Source organism: Streptomyces sp. NPDC094034 (assembly GCF_040303865.1).
Lineage (GTDB): Bacteria > Actinomycetota > Actinomycetes > Streptomycetales > Streptomycetaceae > Streptomyces.
In genome coordinates this window covers 20857-37088 of record NZ_JBEOUD010000004.1, presented here as the reverse complement: position 1 = coordinate 37088, position 16232 = coordinate 20857, and the positions used below count along the sequence as shown (strand labels likewise).

Sequence of the window (16232 nt, the reverse complement as noted above, 5' to 3'; positions counted from 1 at the left end):
GCGCTCCCTCAGCGCGGCGGGTCGATGGTGGCGTCGATGTTCTCGGCGACGGCCACGACGAGGATGCGGGTGCCCGGCTCGGTGGCGCGCCAGCGGTGCCGTACGCCACCGGAGAGATACAGCGTGTCACCACGCTCCAGCCGGTAGGCCCGGCCCTCGGCCTCGACCTCGGCGGCGCCGTCGGCGATGTACATCACCTCGTCGTTGCGGTGCTGGTACTCCCTGCCGGTGTCCTGCTCACCGGTGAATTCCTTGGCGTTCAGCTGGTGACCGCCGCGCACCACGCGGCGGACCCCGGGCCCGGGGGCGGCTCGTACGACATCGACGGTACGGGCCGAGTCGGCGGCGGCGTGCAGCTGGGCGGGGGTCGTCTCCAGGGCGTCCGCCACCCGCTCCAATGAGCGGGTGCTCGGCCTGGCGCGCTCGTTCTCGATCTGGCTGAGGAACGGCACGGACAGTCCGCTACGGCCGGCGACCGCCGCCAGCGTCAGGCCCAGAGACCTGCGCCTCCTGCGGACGGCCGCGCCCACCCTGAGCGCTTCCTTGTCGTCCATGACTGGCTCCCTCCCGCCCGGATCGTCATCCTCTCAGAGTTGACGCCCGGACAAGAGCTGTCCTGCCTCACCCGGTGCCGGACCCGGCGAATCCGCCGTCCGTACGCACACACGAGCGAAAGGGACGTGTGGCCCCTGGAACAATGATGCGCGCGAGTGGGCCGAACCGGAATGCGGGAGGGGTGGGCTTCGCGCCTGGCGATGCCCACCCCTTTCGCTGCCGCGCCCCCGCTATGCCGGGGCCATGGTGTCCGCGATGCCCGGATTATCAGCCATCCAGGCCTTGACAGCCGCTTCCTCGTGTCCCGTGCCACGCTTCTGGATCTCGTTCTCCAGGCCGGCGAGCTGCTGCTCGGTCAGCTTGAAGTCCTTGAACCACTCGGTCAGCCGCGGGTAGTTCGTGGGGAAGTCCTTGTTGGTGACGGTGGTGAGCTGGTCGCCCTCGCCGAAGGCCTTCTTCGGGTCCTTCAGCTTGGTCAGTTCGTACTCGTTGTAGGCCCAGTGCGGGGTCCAGAGCATGACCGCGACCGGCTCCTTCTTCGCGTACGCCCGCTTCAGCTCGGCCAGCATGCTGGGCGTGGAGCTGTCGACGACCTGGTAGGACTTGTCAAGCCCGTACTGCGGCAGGACCTTGTCCTTGAGGATGTTCATCGTCTCCGTGCCGGCCTCGATCCCGACGATACGGCCCTTGAACTCGTCCTCACGGCCCTTGAGGTCGGCCAGGGAACCGACGCCCTTCACATATGAGGGGACGGCGATCTCCAGCGAGGTCGGGCCGTACCAGGACCCGAGGTTGTGCAGACTCTCGTGGTACTTGTCCCAGTACCTCTTCTGCGTATTGGGCAGCCAGCCGTCGAACTGGACATCGATCTGGCCTCGGGCCATCGCGGCGTACATCGGACCGACCTCGAACTGCTTGAGGTTCATCGTGTACCCGCGCTCCTCCAGGACCGCCTTCCACAGATACGTGGCGGCGATGTCCTCCTCCCACGGGAACCACGCGACCTGCAACGGCCGGTCGCGTTCGTCCTTGCCGCTCGCGGCCGTGACCGCCTTCCCCGCCTGGGCGACGGGGGTCCACTTGTCGGCGACGCCGGGGTTCTCCTTGAGCCAGGCGCGGACGGCCTCCTGCTCCTTGCCCTTGCCGGTCACCTGGATCTTGGCCTCAAGGCTGGTGAGCTGCTTCTCGGTCATCGAGAAGTCCTTCAGCCACGTGGCCACCCGCGGGTTGTCGTCCGAGAAGCCCTTGCGGGCCAGGGTGTGGACGCCGTCGCTCTCCGCGCCGAAGGCCTTCTTCGGGTCCGCCAGTTTGGTCAGTTCGTAGTCGTTGTACGCCCAGTGCGGGGACCAGAGCACGACCGCGATCGGCTCCTTCTTCGCGTACGCCCGCTTCAGCTCGGCCAGCATGCCGGAGGTGGAGCCGTCGATGAGCTGGTACTCGGTGTCGAGGCCGTACGCCTTGAGGACCTTGTCCTTGAGAAGGCCCATCTCGCCCGCGCTGGGCTCGATGCCGACGATCCGGCCCTTGAAGGTGGAGGACTTGCCCTTGAGGTCGGCCAGGGAGTTGATGCCCTTGACGTACGAGGGCACGGAGATCTCCAGGGACGTCTTGTCGTACCAGGCGCCCAGGTCCTCCAGCTTGTCCTGGTACTTGGCCCAGTAGGTGGCGTGCGTGACCGGCAGCCAGGAGTCGGTCTGGATGTCGATCTGACCGGCCGCCTGGCCGGTGTAGAGCGAGCCTGCCTCGTACTGCCGGGCGTCGACCTCGTAGCCGCGCTGCTCCAGCAGTTCCTTCCAGAGGAAGGTGGAGGCGATGCCCTCGTCCCAGGGGATGTACCCCATGCTGATCTTCTTGCCCTGGCCGACGTTCTTGGCATCGGCGGTGGTGGTGCCGGACGAGGAGCCGCCGAACAGGCCGATGCCGCCCGCGACGAGCGCGAGGACGACCACACCGGCGATCGCGACAACGGGCTGGGGGCGGTGGTTCCAGATCTTCGATCCGCCGGTCAGTTCCTTCGCCTTGGCCAGCACGCGGCGGCCGACCGGGGAGACCTGGAGGGAGAGCGAGCCGGTGATCCGGTCCAGGTACACGGCCAGGATGACGACGGAGAGACCCGCCTCGAAGCCGAGACCGATGTCGATGTTGCCGAGCGCGCGGTAGACCGCGCCACCGAGGCCACCGCCACCGACCATGCCCGCGATGACCACCATGGACAGGCCCAGCATGATGACCTGGTTGATACCCGCCATGATCGTCTGGAGGGCCAGTGGCAGCTGGACCCGCAGCAGGGTGTTACGGGGGCTGGTGCCGAACGCCTCGGCGGCCTCGACCAGTTCCCCGTCGACCTGCCGGATACCCAGCTCGGTCATCCGGACGCCGGGCGGCAGGGCGAAGATGATCGTGGCGATGATGCCGGGCACCACGCCGATCCCGAAGAAGACGACACCCGGGATCAGATAGACCATGGCGGGCATGGTCTGCATCAGGTCGAGCACCGGCCGGACGATGGAGCTGACCGTCTTGGAGCGCGCGGCCCAGATGCCCAGCGGTATCGAGATGACCAGCACCACGATGGTCGCCACGAGCACCAGCGAGAGAGTCTCCATCGACTCGTCCCACAGCTCGATCGAGTCGATCAGCGCGAAGCCGGCGAAGGTGAGGACACCCGCGACCAGGCTGCGCAGCCACCAGGCGAGCACGGCCAGGATGCCCGCGAGGAGCAGCGGCTCAGGGGCGGAGAGCACCGCGTTGATGCCGTCGTACATGCCCGAGACGACCGAACCGATCGCGTCGAACAGCCAGGAGAGGTGATTCTGGAGAAAGTCGACCGTGCTGTCGACCCAGTCACCGAGGGGGAGCCTAGGCACTGGCTACCGCCTTGTCGGTGGTGGCCTTCTGGACCGTGATCCCGGCGGGCGCGCCGACGGGCACCGTGGGCGTCATCGGCTCGCCGAGGACGGCGAGCAGCCGCGCGCGCGGTACGACACCGACGAGGGCGCCCGCGTCGTCGACGACGGCGACCGCGACCCCGCTGGTCGAGCACGGCGTGAACAGGTCGATGATCGGGGTGGACTCGGTGACGGTGGCGGGCGCCGCGGCGAGGACGTCCCGCGCGTCCCGCAGTTCCTTGCCCTCGTCCGTGACGGTACCCAAAGCGGTCTCCGGGTCGGCCATGATGGCGCCCGCGGTGAGCACCCGGGACCGGTCGACGTCCTGGGTGAAGGAGGCGACATAGTCGTTGGCCGGGGTGACGAGGATGTCCTCGGCGCTGCCGAGCTGGACGATCTCCCCATCGCGCATGACCGCGATCCGGTCACCGAGGCGCATTGCCTCGTTGAGGTCGTGGGTGATGAAGACGATGGTCTTCTTGAGCCGCTTCTGGAGCTGGAGCAGCTGATCCTGCATATCGCGCCGGATCAGCGGGTCGAGCGCGCTGAAGGACTCGTCCATCAGCAGCAGATCGGCGTCGGTGGCGAGGGCGCGGGCAAGGCCGACGCGCTGCTGCATACCGCCGGAGAGCTCATCGGGCCAGGACGCCTCCCAGCCGCCCAGGCCGGTGAGTTCCAGCGCCTCGGCGGCGCGCTTGGTGCGCTCGGCCCGGGGCACGCCCTGCACTTCGAGCCCGTACCCGGCGTTCTCCAGAACGCTGCGGTGCGGGAAGAGCGCGAAGTGCTGGAAGACCATACTGATCTTGGTGGAGCGGACCTGGCGCAGGTCCTGCGGGCTCAGGGCGGTCAGGTCCTGGCCGTCGAAGAGCACCCGTCCCGAGGTGGGTTCCAGCAGCCCGTTGAGCATGCGCAGCAGCGTGGACTTGCCGGAGCCCGACAGACCCATCACCACGAATATCTGGCCGGGCTCGACCGAGAACGAGGCGTCGATCACCGCTGCGGTCGTACCGTCGGAGCGCAGCTCATCACGGTCCGTACCGTTCTCAAGCTTCGTCACGGCTTCGTCTGGTCGTCTGCCGAATACCTTGTACAAGTGCTCGGCTTGCAGCCTGGACACATACACCTCACGCGTTGAACGGAAAACGGCCCGTCACCCCCGCGGCCGGGCCGTGGAGCGGGCGGATTCTGTCCGCGTACCCGACACGGTGTGTGAAATCGCGATCTGGTTCGCTCCAGTCGCGCGCCTGCCCGCACTTACACCGACCAAACAGAAAGGTGTCCCAGGTCACTCTCCTGAGCGAACACTTCGACGCGAAAGGCCCTTTCCGGGACCGCCCGATCACCGACGGTGACCACGCGCCCCGCCGCTCTCGCGGGGTCCGTCGGACGCCGCTCTCACGGAGTCCGACGGGGTGCGGTAGGCGGGCGTTGTCAGTGGGCTGGGGCATCATCGGGGTGTGACGCGACGCCTGATGCTCCTCGACACCGCCTCCCTCTACTACCGGGCCTACTTCGGGGTCCCCGACTCCGTGCGGGCCCCCGACGGCACCCCGGTCAACGCGGTGCGCGGGCTGCTGGACTTCATCGGCCGCCTGGTCCAGGACCACCGCCCGGACGAGTTGGTGGCGTGCATGGACGCGGACTGGCGGCCCGCGTGGCGGGTGGAGCTGATCCCCACCTACAAGGCCCACCGCGTGGCACGCCCCCATGAGGAGGGGCCCGACGAGGAGGACACCCCGGACACACTGGCGCCGCAGGTCCCGATCATCGAGGCGGTGCTCGACGCGCTGGGCATCGCCAGGGTCGGCGTCGCGGGATACGAGGCGGACGATGTGATCGGCACGCTCGCCGGCCGGGCGACGGGCCCGGTGGACATCGTCACCGGCGACCGCGATCTTTATCAGCTGATCGACGACACGCGTGGTGTGCGGGTGCTCTACCCCCTCAAGGGGGTGGGCTCGCTGCATCTCACCGACGAGGCGGCGCTGCGCGAGAAGTACGGCGTGGACGGCCCCGGCTATGTCGATCTGGCCCTGCTGCGCGGGGACCCGAGCGACGGACTGCCCGGGGTGCCGGGGATCGGCGAGAAGACCGCGGCCAAGCTGCTCGACGCCTTCGGTGATCTGGCCGGGATCATGGCGGCGGTCGACGACCCGCGCTCGAAGCTCACCCCGTCCCAGCGCAAGCGGCTGGACGAGGCCCGGGAGTATGTGGCGGTCGCGCCCACGGTGGTCCGGGTGGCGGGGGACGTACCGCTGCCGGACTTCGACCCGACGCTGCCCGCCGGGCCGCGCGATCCGGCCATGGTCGACGCGCTCGCCACCCGGTGGGGGCTGGGTGGCGCGCTACGACGACTGCTCGCCACCCTCCAGTCGTGAGTGTTAGCTTAGGTAAACCTAAGCAGCGCAACCGTCAGGGAGACCGCCGTGGCAGACAAGCCGGCCCGCACGTCACCGAAGGCCCATGAGGGGCAGGTCGTACGCACCGAGTGGCTCACCCCGCACATGGTGCGTGTGGTCCTGGGCGGTGAAGGGCTGGCCGCGGTGGAGTGCGGCGAGTTCAGCGATCACTACGTCAAGGTGCTGTTCGCCCCCGAAGGGGTCAGCTACCCCGAGCCGTTCGACCTGGAGCGCATCCGCGCGGAGTTCCCGCGCGACCAGTGGCCCACCAACCGCACGTACACGGTGCGCGGTTGGGACCCGGCGGCGCGGGAGATGGCCATCGACTTCGTCGTGCACGGCGACGAGGGGCTGGCGGGTCCGTGGGCCGCGCGCGTACAGCCGGGCGAGACGGTACGGTTCCTCGGCCCCGGCGGTCTCTACGCGCCGGACCCGGCGGCGGACTGGCATCTGCTGGTGGGGGACGAGAGCGCCCTGCCCGCGATCGCCGCGTCACTGGAGCGGGTACCGGCCGGCGCTCTCGTCCATGCCTTCGTCGAGATCTCGGGCGCCGAGGAGGAGCAGAAGATCACGGCACCCGACGGGACCGGGATCACCTGGCTGCACCGCGGCGGGCGTCCGGTGGGCGAAGCCCTGATCAGCGCCGTCCGCGGACTCGATTTCCCCGCCGGGGACGTCCACGCTTTCGTGCACGGCGAGGCGGGCTTCGTGAAGGAGCTACGCCGCCATCTGCGGCTGGAGCGCAATGTCCCGCGCGAGCGGATGTCCGTCTCGGGGTACTGGCGACTCGGCCAGACCGACGAGGCCTGGCGCAGCGTCAAGCGGGAGTGGAATGAGCAGGTGGAGCGCGAGCAGGAGGCCCCTGCCGCCTGAGCCGGCCCCAGCCCCCGTCCCATGACCCCGAGCCCTCGGCCCGTGCCGCGCTTGCGAGCCGGGTCCGAGCGCTCGGGGCCCGCCGTGGGGAGCGGGAGCCGGGGGACGCGCCCTGGAGCGTGTCTTCAAAGTCCCGCCCGCCCGGCGGGCGGACGGCGCTACGTCGAAGCCACGTCCTAGACGGACTTCTGGTACGAGCGGAACGTACGGGTCGACAGCCAGACCGCCGCCACCGCCAGGACCAGCAGCGCGCCGCCCCTGCTGAGGACATCGCCCCAGTCGGGCTCGGCCGCCAGCGCGGAACGCCCCGCGACCATCGCCCAGTTGACCGGGTTGAAGTCCGCGATCGTGGCCATCCAGGACGGCATCTGGGCGGGCGCCATGAAGGCGGAGGAGAGAAACGTCAGCGGCAGCAGCAGAAACGTATTGATGCCGATGATCGACTCGCGCTCGCGCACCAGCATGCCCAGCGCGTTGGAGAGCGCCCCGAAGACCGTGCCGAGCAGGATCGAGGCGGCGACCAGCACGATCAGCCCGCCCACCCCGCCGGGGTAGCGTGCCCCGCCGAGCAGACCGAGCAGCACGATGATCACGGACTGGCAGGCCGTGCTGATGCCGTTCTGTACGACATTGGCGTTCATGAGGGCGCTGCGGCTGACCGGGGTGGTCAGGAAGCGGTTGAGTGTGCCGCGTTCGATCTCCTCCAGCGTCCCCATCCCGGCCCACATGCTGGAGCCGAGCGCGCTCATCACCACGATGCCCGGGACCAGATAGTCCAGATAGGTCGTCGTGCCGAAGCCGCCCAGCTCGACCACTCTCTTGAAGAGATTGCCGAAGAGGAACAGCCAGATCACCGGCTGGATCAGCGAGATCAGCAGAAAGACGGGCTGGCGCACGATCGCCATCAGCTGGCGCTGCGTCATATACCAGGTGTGGGCGAGGGTTTCGGTACTCATCGGGCGCCTCCGGCGGTGGCCTGAACGGGAGCGTCGGGGGTGCTGGAGCTGTGGGGAGTGCCATGAGCGCCGTGAGCGCCGGCTCCCGCGGTGTCCGCCTGCGCCTCGGCCTCGGAGAACCGACGCCCCGCGTACCGCAGATAGACATCGTCCAGGGAGGGGCGCGCCACGGTGGCGGCGGCCACGGTCGCTCCGGCCCGCTCCAGCGCGGCGAGCAGGACGGGCACGGCGGCGGCGCCGTCATCGGCTCGGACGCTGATCCGGCGGCCGTCGACCGCCAGGTCGTGCAGTCCGCCCAGCCCGGTGAGTACGTCGGTGAGGGCCGCCCGGTCTCCGTCGGCGCGCAGCTCCAGATGGACGGCGTCGCCGCGCAGTTCACCCTTGAGCGCGTCGGGGGTGCCCTCGACCACGATCCGGCCGCGGTCGACGATCGCGATGCGCTCGGCGAGCCGGTCGGCCTCCTCCAGATAGTGCGTGGTGAGCAGGATCGTCAGGCCCTCGTCGCCGGCGAGCCGGGTGATCTCGTCCCACATGGCGGCACGTGCCTCCGGGTCGAGCCCGGTCGTCGGCTCGTCCAGGAAAAGCACTTCGGGCCGGTGGACCAGCCCGAGCGCCACATCGAGCCTGCGCCGCATACCGCCGGAGTACCCCTTGACCAGCCGCCGCGCGGCGTCGGTGAGAGCGAACCGCTCCAGCAACTCATCGACGCGCCGGTTCAGTTCCGCGCCCCGCAGGCCGTACAGCCTGCCCTGGAGGACGAGGTTCTCCCGGCCGGTGGCGGCGGGATCGGCGCCGGACTTCTGGGCGACGACGCCGATCGCGCGGCGTACCCGATCGGGATGGCGCAGCACATCGTGTCCGGCGACCGTGGCCGTACCACTGTCGGGGCGGGCGAGGGTGGTGAGGATCTTGACGGTGGTGGACTTCCCCGCGCCGTTGGGGCCGAGCAGTCCGAGGACGGTGCCCGCCTCGACGGTGAGGCCCAGGCCGTTCAGGGCGGTGACTCCGCCGGGATAGGTCTTGACCAGATCGTCCGCCCGTACGACGGGCGTTCCGGTACTCGTGGATCGGGTGCGTGTGGTTCCGGTACTCATGGTTGAGCTCTCCTGTGGTGAGCGGGTTGCTCGGGGGAGGCCGAGCCGGTCCACGTGAAGAGCGCCGGGCTATCCTTGGGCGTGCCGCGCCTCGATCGCCCGGGCGCCCTCACGGTGGCCCGGTCCGGGGTGAGAGACCCCGGCGGGCGCTGCTGCAACAGCGACCGCCGGGGTTGTTTCCGTGAAGGGCCGTAGTCGGCCGGGTCAGGGTTTCCGGGAGTGGTCCCCCTCCCTCACGGTGTCCGATACGGCGGTGTCGGACGCCCCCGCCGTATCGGACTCGACCGCCGTATCGGGCTCCCCCGCGGTGTCCAACGGCCGCTCCTGCCCCAGCTCCTGCCACTCCGGCGGCGGCCGGCCGGTCTCGTGCAGGGTCCGCCAGCCGTCGAGACCGGAGAGCGATCCCTCGCCGATCTCCTTGACGAAACCATGGATCCAGGCCTCCTCGGCCTCGATCATGCGCAGCCGGAACTCGGTCTCTATGACGAAGAGCCGTGGCAGCGTCTCGTAAAGCGCCTCCAGCACACCCCGCATGCCCGCCGCCTGGACGCGCAGCGCCGACATCCGCTCCTCCAGCAGCGAGGTCACCTCGTCCGGCGGCAGGACTCCCATCAGCGAGAGGGCGGTCTCGAACAGCGGGAACTCATGGGTGGGGACGGCCAGCAGATCCGCCATCCACTCCAGCATCTCCTCGTGCCCGGCGGAGGTGAGGCCGTACAGCGTCCGCTCGGGCCTGTTGCCCTGCCGCTGCACCTCGGCCACCTCCACGAAGCCGTGCTTCTCCAGGTTCTGGACGACGGTGTAGAGCGAGCCGAAGTTGATCTTGACGCTGCTCTCCTTGCCGCGCTGACGCAGCGTCTGCGCGATCTGGTACGGGTGCATCGGTCGCTCCGAGAGCAGCGCCATCACCGCGAGCGCCAGCGGATTGCTCAGCTTGCGTCGCTTCGCCCCCATCGCGACCACCCCACCCTTCCGTTACTCCACTCCAAATACTCGGCTGCGAACATATCTCGAAACCCCCGCGACCGTCAATCGCGATACATCGTAAATCTCGCACGAACGGTGAGGGAGACGAGCGGCGAGGGAGGGGTAAAGGTAAGGACCGAGTTTCCGGTAGAGGCAGCGAGGGGCTGGGACATGAGCGTTGCGGTGGTGCTCTTCACCTCCGATCTACGGGTGCACGACCAGCCGGTGCTGCGCGCCGCGCTGGACGGCGCCGAGCAGGTGGTTCCGCTCTTCGTCCGCGATCCGGGCATCGCGGCGGCGGGCTTCGACGCGCCCAACCGCCGCGCCTTCCTCGCCGACTGCCTGGCCTCACTGGACACCGCCCTGCGTGAGCGCGGCGGTCGGCTGGTCATTCGTTCGGGTGATCCCGTCGAGCAGGTCTGCCGGGTGGTACGCGAGAGCGGCGCCGAACAGGTCCATGTGGCGGGCGGGGTGAGCCGCTACGCGGCGCGCCGGGAGGAACGGCTGCGTACGGAGCTGACGGCCGCCGGAGCCGCCCTGACCGTGCACGACGCGGTGATCACGGCGACGGCGCCGGGACAGATCGCCCCGGCGGGCAAGGACCATTTCGCGGTCTTCACCCCGTACTTCCGCCGCTGGGAGGAGACGGGCCCGCGTGCGGTGACGGCCGCGCCCAGGAGCGTACGGGTGCCGCGGATCGGCGGTGAACCGCTGCCCGCGCGCGGTGCGGTCGAGGGGGTCTCGCCCGGTCTGGCCCAGGGCGGCGAGGAGGTGGCGCGCAAGCGGCTGATGGCCTGGCTGGCCAACGGGATCGAGTCGTACGAGGACCGCCACGACGACCTGGCAGGCGACGCGACCTCCCGGCTCTCGCCGTACCTCCATTTCGGCTGTCTCTCCCCGGCGGAGGTGGTGCACCGGGCGCGGCGCCGGCGCGGTGCGGGGGCGGCGGCGTTCGTACGGCAGTTGGCCTGGCGGGACTTCCACCACCAGGTACTGGCGGCGCGCCCCGCCTCCGCCTGGTCGGACTACCGGCCGCGCGGGGATCACTGGCGTACGGACGAGAAGGAGATCAGCGCCTGGCGGGAGGGGCGCACCGGCTTCCCGGTTGTCGACGCCGCCATGCGCCAACTGTCGTACGAGGGCTGGATGCACAACCGTGGGCGGCTGCTGGTGGCGAGCTTCCTGACCAAGACCCTGTACGCGGACTGGCGCGTGGGCGCGCGGCACTTCCTGGATCTGCTGGTGGACGGCGACCTCGCCAACAACCAGCTCAACTGGCAATGGACGGCGGGCACCGGCACGGACACCCGCCCCAACCGGGTCCTCAACCCGCTCACCCAGGCCGGACGGTTCGATCCGCGCGGCGACTACGTACGGCGCTGGGTGCCGGAGCTGGCGGAAGTGGCGAGGGCCGCCGTCCATCAACCGTGGCTGCTGGACGGCCGGGAGCGGGCCCGGCTCGACTATCCGGAGCCGATCGTGGATCTCGCGGAGGGCCGGGACCGCTTCCTCCGGGCCCGAGGTCTCGACTGACCAGGGCGCCGCGATGACGGCCATGACGCGAGGGATGGCGCGCCACGGTCCTGGAGTGGAGCAGGTGGTGGGGTCGCGAAGTCAGCGCCCGGTCGTGCCGTCGATCAGTTCGCGGAGGATGTCCGCGTGCCCGGCATGGCGGCCGGTCTCCTCGATCATGTGCGTGAGTGCCCAGCGGACGCTGGGAGCGGGACTTCCCGGCCGAGGCCGGGGAACCGGTGCGCCGAGATCGGCGCACCCGTCGAGAACGCCGTTCGCGCGCTCGGCCGTCTCCCGGTACCGGGCGACGACGTCGGCCACGCCGTCCGCCGGTGCGGCCCGGAACGTCGCCTGCCAGTCGGTGACTCTGTCCCCGAGGAACGTCGCGCGCTCGACGAACGTGAGGTGATTGAGGAGGCCGAGCAGGTTCGTTCCCGAGGGCACTCCCGCTGTTCGGACCTGCGGTTCGGGAGCGCCCTCGACCTTCGCGGCCATCGACATCCGCAGATAGTCGAGGAAGCCGCGCAGGACCTCGGTCTCGCTGCTTCCGGTCCGGGGTGGCGGGGTGTCGCCGCGCCGATCGCGGCGGGAGGTGGTGGGCATGGGTGGTTCCTTCGTGGGAGAGCCGTTCGTCGCGCCGGGTCAGGCGTGAGTCCGTGTCAGGCCGTACGGCGGACGAGCAGGACGTGGTCCGTGACCTCGGCGGTTCGCCCGTCAGGTCCGGTCGCGATCCGGCGGGGAGCGTCGGCCCGCTCCACGGTCCACGTCGCCGGGTCCAGATCGATACCCGCGGCGACTTCCCTCGGGGTCGGGAAACGGACGTCAGGATCCTGGTTCCACGACCATGGCGCGGTCGAGCCATGGTCGACGACCAGCAGCCGCCCGCCCACACTCAGCGCGTGCGCGGCCGAGCGCAGGACGGTCGCCCTGTCCAGGTCATAGGGGGTTTGCAGGTAGTGGGCGCAGATCAGGTCGAACTCGCCCCGCGGGAAGGACTCTTGAAGGTCATGCCGCTCGGCGACGACCCGGTCGGCCAGGCCGCGTGAGCGGGCGAGGCCGGCGAGCCGCTCGACCGCCATGGCCGAGATGTCGACGGCGGTGACCTGCCACCCCTGGCGGACGAGCCACAGCGCGTCGCCGCCGTCGCCGCATCCAAGGTCCAGCACGTCACCGGGCGGCAGGCCCGTCACCGTGTCCACGAGACGGTCGTTCGGCCGCGGGTCGGTGGCCGCCGGTCGGGCCGCGTAGACGTCTTCCCAGAACGTGGCCGCATCGTTGGTGCTCATCGGGGCTCCTTCTGTCGGGATGCGCTCAGTCTCGGCGGGCGCACCACGACCTGGCACGAAAACTTGCGGTTCTGGCAAGATGGGCCTGTGGACCGTGGAACGGAAGACGTGCTCGGTGCGGTGGGACCCCGGTTGCGTGCGCTGCGTCGCGACCGCGGCATCACCCTCGCCGACCTCGCGGCGATGACCGGGGTGTCCGAGAGCACCCTGTCCCGGCTGGAGAGCGGGCAGCGCCGGGCGACCCTGGAGTTGCTGCTGCCGCTGGCCCGTACGTACGACGTTCCGCTGGACGACCTCGTCGGTGCCCCGCGTACAGGCGACCCCCGGATCCATCTGAAGCCGATCCAGCGGCACGGGATGATCTTCGTTCCGCTGTCCCGACGACCGGGCGGGATGCACGCCTTCAAGATGATCATCCCGGCCCGGCCGCATCCGCTCGAACCGACCCCGCAGACTCACGAAGGCTTCGAATGGCTGTATGTGCTCAACGGCCGCCTGCGGCTGGTGCTCGGCGAGCGCGACGTGACATTGCCGCCCGGTGAGGCGGCCGAGTTCGACACGTCCCTGCCGCACTGGCTGGGCAGCGCGGACGGCGGCGTGGTCGAACTTCTCATCCTGTTCGGCCTACAGGGGATGCGTGCGCATATACGCGTCGGCCCCGATCGGTAGCGGGTAGCGAGCCCGCGTCCGTGCAGAACGCGCGGGCGCCCCGCCGGAACCCACCCGACGGGGCCTCACACCCACGGCTCTCAGCACACGGTCAGCCGACCGAGCTGTACGCCACCACCCCGCGCAGCACCGCCTCGACCGCCTTACGGGCGTTCTTCGCGACCGTACTGTTCTCGCGCGGTGCGGCGGCGGCGATCTGGCCGAGCACATCGATGACCTGCTTGCACCAGCGCACGAAGTCACCGGCCGGCATCTCGGCCTCGCGCAGCACCTCGTCCAGCCCCTTGCCCGAGGCCCACATATAGACCGCCCAGGCGAAGCCGAGATCGGGCTCGCGCTGTCCGACGCCCTCCGCCTGACTGATCTTCAAGTCCTCTTCCAGGGCGTCCAGTCGGCCCCAGATACGGACCATCTCGCCCAGCGCGGCCTTCGCCGCGCCCGACGGGACCTTGGGCGCCACCGCGTCGTCCGACTGCCTGGCCTCATACACCAGCGCCGAGACGCAGGCGGCCAGCTCGGCCGGGGAGAGTCCCTCCCACACCCGGTCCCGCAGGCACTCACTCGCCAGGAGGTCCAACTCGCCGTAGAGCCTGGCCAGCCGCCGTCCGTGCGCCGTGACCTCGTCCCCGCGCAGATAGTCCAGCTCGGTGAGGAGCGCGACGATCCGATCGAAGGTCCGGGCGATGGTGTTCGTCCGCCCCTCGATCCTGCGCTCCAGTTGCCGGGTGTCCCGCTGGAGCCGGTGGTAGCGCTCGGCCCAGCGGGCGTGGTCCTCCCGCTCGTCGCAGCCGTGGCACGGGTGGGCGCGCAGTTCCGTACGGAGCCGGACGATCTCCCGGTCGTCCGCCGCGGCGGCACGCTGCTTGCGGTGCCGCTCGGGCACGATGTGTCCGGCCTTCGTACGCAGCGCGGACGCCAGATCACGACGCGACTGCGGGGAGCGCGCGTTGAACGACTTGGGGATACGCATCCGTTCCAGCGCCTCCACCGGCACCGGGAAGTCCATCGAGGCCAGCCGCTTGACCTGGCGCTCGGCGGTCAGTACGAGCGGCCGTGGCCCGTCCTGGTACTCCAGCCCCCGGTGGCCATTGGCGCGGCCGGCCGGCAGTCCGGGGTCGAGCACCAGCGCCAGACCGGAGAACTTCCCGGTCGGCACATGAATGACATCGCCCGGCTTGAGCTTCTCCAGCGACGAGGCCGCGGCGGCCCGGCGCTGCGCCGCGCCCTGTTTGGCCAGCTCGGTCTCGCGGTCCTTCAGTTCGCGGCGCATGCGCGCGTACTCCCCGAAGTCCCCCAGATGGCAGGTCATCCCCTCCCGGTAGCCGTCGAGACCCTCCTCGTTGCGCTGGACCTGCCGGGAGATCCCGACGACCGACTTGTCGGCCTGGAACTGGGCGAAGGAGGTCTCCAGCAGCTCGCGCGAGCGGTGCCTGCCGAACTGCTGTACGAGATTGACGGCCATGTTGTACGAGGGCCGGAAGCTGGAGCGCAGTGGATAGGTCCGCGTCCCCGCGAGCCCGGCGAGCGCGCCCGGGTCCATACCGCGCTGCCAGAGCACCACGGCGTGGCCCTCGACGTCGATACCGCGCCGCCCGGCCCGCCCGGTCAGCTGCGTGTACTCGCCGGGGGTGATGTCGGCGTGCTGTTCGCCGTTCCACTTGACGAGCTTCTCCAGGACCACGGATCTGGCCGGCATGTTGATGCCGAGCGCCAGGGTCTCGGTCGCGAAGACCGCCTTGACCAGGCCGCGGACGAACAACTCCTCCACGACCTCCTTGAAGGTCGGCAGCATTCCTGCGTGGTGCGCGGCGATGCCGCGCTCCAGGCCCTCCAGCCACTCGTAGTAGCCGAGGACATGAAGGTCCTCACCGGGGATGGAGGCCGTGCGCTCCTCGACGATCTCACGGACCCGGCGGCGCGCCTCGTCGTTGTTGAGCCGCAGCCCCGCATACATGCACTGCTGTACGGCGGCCTCGCAGCCGGCCCGGCTGAAGATGAACGTGATCGCCGGCAGCAGTCCCTCGGCGTCGAGGCGCTCGATGACCTCGGGCCTGCCCGGCGTCCAGATCCGGGAGCGCTGGCGGCGCTCGCGCTCGCGGTCCGCCTCGCGGATCATCTTCCCGCGCCGGCGTTCGCGCGGGTTGTACGTGCGCTGGTTCTCCATCCGCGCCAGCCGGACGAGATCCGGGCTGACCTCGCGCTTGCCGGCCCCGCGCCCGCCGTGGTCGGTCTCCTCCTCGAAGAGGTCGTACATCCGGCGCCCGGCCATCACATGCTGCCAGAGCGGCACGGGCCGGTGCTCGGAGACGATCACTTCGGTGTCACCACGGACGGTGTCCAGCCAGTCACCGAACTCCTCGGCATTGGAGACCGTCGCCGAGAGTGAGACGAGTGTGACCGACTCGGGGAGATGGATGATCACCTCTTCCCAGACGGCGCCGCGGAAGCGGTCGGAGAGGTAGTGCACCTCGTCCATCACCACATAGCCGAGCCCGCTGAGCGCCTGGGATCCCGCGTAGAGCATGTTGCGCAGCACCTCGGTGGTCATGACGACCACCGGAGCGTCCGCGTTGACGCTGTTGTCCCCGGTCAACAGGCCGACCTTGGCGGCGCCGTAGCGCTTGGCCAGATCGGCGTACTTCTGGTTGGAGAGCGCCTTGATGGGCGTCGTGTAGAAGCACTTGCGGCCCTCGGCCAGGGCCAGGTGCACGGCGAACTCGCCGACGATCGTCTTGCCCGAGCCGGTGGGCGCGGCGACCAGCACGCCCTTCCCCGCCTCCAGGGCCTGGCATGCCTCGATCTGGAAGGGGTCCAGGCCGAAGTCGTACATCTCGCGGAAGGGAGCGAGCGCCGTGGCCTGGTCGGCGGCGCGGATCCGGGAAGCGGCGTAGCGCTCGGCTGGTGAGAGGTCCTCTGTCATCTTGAAGTCGAGCCTACCCGCCACCTCTGACAGTCAGCCCGATCTTTAATCGCCCTTGGAAAGCCCCCCTGCGGGGACTGGAAAGCCTCCCTACGGGGACCCGTGGGAGGCATG

Annotated in this window: 13 protein-coding genes; 4 read left to right on the top strand and 9 right to left on the bottom strand. The window is 69.9% G+C overall.

Annotation, left to right across the window (positions count from 1 at the left end; all coding sequences use genetic code 11):
* Positions 1 to 8 precede the first annotated feature (8 nt).
* The 3 genes from ABTZ59_RS05605 to ABTZ59_RS05595 form a co-directional block, all read right to left on the bottom strand.
* Positions 9 to 554: a helix-turn-helix domain-containing protein gene (locus ABTZ59_RS05605; protein WP_249951135.1), complete on the bottom strand. Its 546-nt coding sequence runs from the start codon at positions 552 to 554 to the stop codon at positions 9 to 11.
* A gap of 231 nt (positions 555 to 785) precedes the next feature.
* On the bottom strand, positions 786 to 3422 hold the full coding sequence (locus ABTZ59_RS05600) for an ABC transporter permease/substrate binding protein (protein ID WP_351391156.1): 2637 nt from the start codon (positions 3420 to 3422) through the stop codon (positions 786 to 788).
* Complete coding sequence (locus ABTZ59_RS05595) at positions 3415 to 4500, bottom strand: quaternary amine ABC transporter ATP-binding protein (RefSeq protein ID WP_351391152.1); 1086 nt, start codon at positions 4498 to 4500, stop codon at positions 3415 to 3417. The genes ABTZ59_RS05600 and ABTZ59_RS05595 overlap by 8 nt, the downstream gene beginning before the upstream one ends.
* 415 nt (positions 4501 to 4915) lie before the next feature.
* Between ABTZ59_RS05595 and ABTZ59_RS05590 the strand changes: the two genes are divergently transcribed.
* A complete protein-coding gene (locus ABTZ59_RS05590; protein WP_351391707.1) occupies positions 4916 to 5821 on the top strand; it encodes a 5'-3' exonuclease in 906 nt (301 codons plus the stop codon).
* Between the two features lie 48 nt (positions 5822 to 5869).
* Positions 5870 to 6715, top strand: coding sequence for a siderophore-interacting protein (locus ABTZ59_RS05585; RefSeq protein WP_351391149.1), 846 nt, complete (start codon positions 5870 to 5872; stop codon positions 6713 to 6715).
* Positions 6716 to 6891: 176 nt separating this feature from the next.
* Here ABTZ59_RS05585 and ABTZ59_RS05580 read toward each other — a convergent pair whose 3' ends face one another.
* From ABTZ59_RS05580 to ABTZ59_RS05570, 3 genes are all read right to left on the bottom strand, one after another.
* On the bottom strand, positions 6892 to 7671 hold the full coding sequence (locus ABTZ59_RS05580) for an ABC transporter permease (RefSeq protein ID WP_351391144.1): 780 nt from the start codon (positions 7669 to 7671) through the stop codon (positions 6892 to 6894).
* Complete coding sequence (locus ABTZ59_RS05575) at positions 7668 to 8765, bottom strand: ATP-binding cassette domain-containing protein (protein ID WP_351391140.1); 1098 nt, start codon at positions 8763 to 8765, stop codon at positions 7668 to 7670. The genes ABTZ59_RS05580 and ABTZ59_RS05575 overlap by 4 nt, the downstream gene beginning before the upstream one ends.
* 204 nt (positions 8766 to 8969) lie before the next feature.
* Positions 8970 to 9719, bottom strand: a complete 750-nt coding sequence (locus ABTZ59_RS05570) for a PadR family transcriptional regulator (RefSeq protein ID WP_351391137.1) — start codon at positions 9717 to 9719, stop codon at positions 8970 to 8972.
* Positions 9720 to 9902: 183 nt separating this feature from the next.
* Here ABTZ59_RS05570 and ABTZ59_RS05565 point away from each other — a divergent pair, with 183 nt between their 5' ends.
* Positions 9903 to 11264, top strand: a complete 1362-nt coding sequence (locus ABTZ59_RS05565) for a cryptochrome/photolyase family protein (RefSeq protein ID WP_351391134.1) — start codon at positions 9903 to 9905, stop codon at positions 11262 to 11264.
* A gap of 81 nt (positions 11265 to 11345) precedes the next feature.
* On the opposite strand, the gene ABTZ59_RS05560 is transcribed toward ABTZ59_RS05565, so the two are convergent.
* Positions 11346 to 11846, bottom strand: a complete 501-nt coding sequence (locus ABTZ59_RS05560; protein WP_351391131.1) for a DinB family protein — start codon at positions 11844 to 11846, stop codon at positions 11346 to 11348.
* Positions 11847 to 11902: 56 nt separating this feature from the next.
* On the bottom strand, positions 11903 to 12529 hold the full coding sequence (locus ABTZ59_RS05555; protein ID WP_351391128.1) for an SAM-dependent methyltransferase: 627 nt from the start codon (positions 12527 to 12529) through the stop codon (positions 11903 to 11905).
* A gap of 87 nt (positions 12530 to 12616) precedes the next feature.
* Between ABTZ59_RS05555 and ABTZ59_RS05550 the strand changes: the two genes are divergently transcribed.
* Complete coding sequence (locus ABTZ59_RS05550) at positions 12617 to 13198, top strand: helix-turn-helix domain-containing protein (RefSeq protein ID WP_351391124.1); 582 nt, start codon at positions 12617 to 12619, stop codon at positions 13196 to 13198.
* Between the two features lie 91 nt (positions 13199 to 13289).
* Here ABTZ59_RS05550 and ABTZ59_RS05545 read toward each other — a convergent pair whose 3' ends face one another.
* Positions 13290 to 16118 (bottom strand): DEAD/DEAH box helicase, encoded by a 2829-nt coding sequence (locus ABTZ59_RS05545; protein ID WP_351391121.1) that lies wholly within the window; start codon positions 16116 to 16118, stop codon positions 13290 to 13292.
* Positions 16119 to 16232: the final 114 nt, after the last annotated feature.

Excerpts from the sequence above, each read along its gene's own strand:
- ABTZ59_RS05565 (WP_351391134.1), top strand. The coding sequence starts at position 9,903 with ATGAGCGTTGCGGTGGTGCTCTTCACCTCCGATCTACGGGTGCACGAC.
- ABTZ59_RS05555 (WP_351391128.1), bottom strand. The coding sequence starts at position 12,529 with ATGAGCACCAACGATGCGGCCACGTTCTGGGAAGACGTCTACGCGGCC.
- ABTZ59_RS05590 (WP_351391707.1), top strand. The coding sequence starts at position 4,916 with ATGCTCCTCGACACCGCCTCCCTCTACTACCGGGCCTACTTCGGGGTC.
- ABTZ59_RS05570 (WP_351391137.1), bottom strand. The coding sequence starts at position 9,719 with ATGGGGGCGAAGCGACGCAAGCTGAGCAATCCGCTGGCGCTCGCGGTG.
- ABTZ59_RS05545 (WP_351391121.1), bottom strand. The coding sequence starts at position 16,118 with ATGACAGAGGACCTCTCACCAGCCGAGCGCTACGCCGCTTCCCGGATC.
- ABTZ59_RS05580 (WP_351391144.1), bottom strand. The coding sequence starts at position 7,671 with ATGAGTACCGAAACCCTCGCCCACACCTGGTATATGACGCAGCGCCAG.
- ABTZ59_RS05560 (WP_351391131.1), bottom strand. The coding sequence starts at position 11,846 with ATGCCCACCACCTCCCGCCGCGATCGGCGCGGCGACACCCCGCCACCC.
- ABTZ59_RS05575 (WP_351391140.1), bottom strand. The coding sequence starts at position 8,765 with ATGAGTACCGGAACCACACGCACCCGATCCACGAGTACCGGAACGCCC.
- ABTZ59_RS05605 (WP_249951135.1), bottom strand. The coding sequence starts at position 554 with ATGGACGACAAGGAAGCGCTCAGGGTGGGCGCGGCCGTCCGCAGGAGG.